The 2,265-nt window shown below is 46.4% G+C and carries 3 protein-coding genes; all 3 read right to left on the bottom strand.

What is annotated here, in order from left to right; genetic code table 11:
• Positions 1-228: 228 nt before the first annotated feature.
• Positions 229-453, bottom strand: coding sequence for a hypothetical protein (locus BM030_RS19465; RefSeq protein ID WP_211657673.1), 225 nt, complete (start codon positions 451-453; stop codon positions 229-231).
• 274 nt (positions 454-727) lie between these two features.
• Positions 728-1,021 carry a DUF1493 family protein gene (locus tag BM030_RS19470; RefSeq protein WP_170845847.1) on the bottom strand — a complete coding sequence of 98 codons (294 nt, stop codon included), beginning with the start codon at positions 1,019-1,021 and terminating at the stop codon, positions 728-730.
• An 11-nt stretch (positions 1,022-1,032) separates the two neighbouring features.
• A partial coding sequence (locus BM030_RS19475; RefSeq protein WP_139215969.1) for an RHS repeat-associated core domain-containing protein occupies positions 1,033-2,265 on the bottom strand: 1,233 nt, incomplete at its 5' end.

The following is a 2,265-nucleotide window of genomic DNA, read 5'->3' on the forward strand; positions in this document are numbered from 1 at the left end:
ATTTCATTATAATATATTGACATTGGATTAATAGATTTAATCTTATCAATATGCTTAATTAGTTCACGAACTAACATTCCTAGAATTTCTTTTATGAACACTTTTTCTTAGCTCTTTTAACAGAATCTGTAGTTCTTCTTTCGAATATTCCCCCAAATCTTGCACTCTGGGCAAAGTACCATGCACTTTTCCAGTAGCATCTAAGCTTGGTAATGCTTTTGTTCCCGTCTAGCGGCATTCTTCTCTCACTGCAACTGATACTAATTCTCCATCCAACTCTTGCTCCTCAACTGCTACATGTACCCTTGGTTTAAATTCCCAAACTTCATCCTCAGGGTCGTAGATGTCTTTCCCTTTTACTTCGTAAATATTTTCCTTCAACTCAATAGCTGGTACTGGCCTATAAACCTTAGTTCCCTCTTCTAATAATTTTATATAAATAGTTCTTTCCATAATTTTTAATATTTAAAACCAGGACCTCCGACATGTAAAAGCTCCTTAGTTACGTTATCAATTACAACTGATTGTCCGGTAGTCGGGTGTACATACCTTGTGGCTCCATTGGCTTTATTAACCATATTGACAGCTTCAAAACTTTTTCCTTTGTGAATCCTCATTCACAAATTTTGAATTAATCAACACCAATCGTTTGGGGCCTGTACATTTTGCCTTCATCAAGGCGGCAAGGCTCAGAGCATCGCGGCACTGTAAAAAGAAAAAGCCCGAATTATTCTAAATATCCCGCTTCAATAGCCTTTTCTAAGTTTTCTACCGTCAATTCTTTATACGTCTTACTCGGCTTCAACGTTATTAAACGAAGAATGGATGGTAATATCCAATCCCCCTCATTAGGAAAGTAGTCATTGAAACGGAACTTCGACAAATCCACTCCGTATAACTCCGAAAACCTTGACAGCAATTCGGCAGCTTCATCCCCGTAGATATTTAAGTCGTGATAAAGCCTTGTGCGATTACCTATCGCATCTTTCAGGGGATTATACGATTCTATTAGCCGTCTCAATTCCTTTTCCATCACCTAAACCATTTTGTGTCATCATTACCGTACCATTTGCTTGGCCCGTAATACTTGCCTAACTCGTAGCTTATTTCGCTAACAGTATAAATCCAGCCTGCATAGGGAACAGCTCTTCCCAATGCCCCACCTACCATTCTTGTACCTAATATCCTATGGATTAAACCTTTCGCCGGCAACTTGTAATTTGTTCCCAATCCGGCTTGCACAGCCCTGTCGGCCCACCGCAACGACTTAGACGCCACAGATGTCCATCTACCTGCTGCCCCGCCGCCTCCAACCCCACCAGACTTAGGTAACAAACGAGAACCAAGTAATATCAAAGCTGGCCCAGTCGGACTGATACGGAAACCACCCTGCTCCGCAGTCGTATTTTCCGATAGTCCAGGAATAACATCTTGCATAGCCCCATTGCCTGTTAGTGCCGAAACAGCCCAATCCTGCACCATATCCCCTGGTTCGGCAGACATGCCAATCCCATATCTTCTTATCCAGCTCTCATTGTTAAGCATTGAGTTTTGCGCACCTTCCGCCTTTGATTTATTGAACTCCTGCAAAAACGCGTCCTTGTCCTCATTGGATACGACGACGGTCGCATCGTTTCCATCATTCGTATGGGCTATCAGGTTACCCAGTTCATCCTCATAATCGGTCGATGGTGCCGCACGGGACTTCGCCCAGCTCAACAACGCCTGCTTGTCCTGTAGGCTGCTGAAGTGCGCCACAAACCGCCCGTCCGGGTCGATGAATCGAATCGGGTTGTCGAACGCATAGTTATACGGCGAATGCCTACGCATCTGCTCAGCCAGCGGGTCGACCGCATTCCACCTGCCAATCACCGGGTCATACAGCCTCGCGCCGTAATCGTACATCTTCAGCTTATCCTGAAACTCCTTCCCGTTGTAAAGATAATGATTCTCCGGGCTTCCAGGTGCCTGGTGGGCAACATATTGCAGACCGAACGGGTAATAGTCCGTCCCGAAAGTCGCCGTCCCAGGCGCAGAACCGCGGAATCCCGCCCGGTTGTTCCCCAGATGGTCCCGAAGGAAATATTCGTACACGTACGTGCTCCCGCTCTTCAGAAGGCGCCCCTCAGGCATGTGAATGAGCTCTATGGCATTGTCCGCGTACTCGATGCCGTCAACATAGTCACGCGCCTGGCCGTAGATGCCGTTCACGCTGCGCAGCTTCCGACCGTCCGCGTCATAGGTGTACGTGATGGTGCCCCCGGG

Origin of the sequence: Parapedobacter composti (genome assembly GCF_900112315.1) — a bacterium.
Lineage (GTDB): Bacteria > Bacteroidota > Bacteroidia > Sphingobacteriales > Sphingobacteriaceae > Parapedobacter > Parapedobacter composti.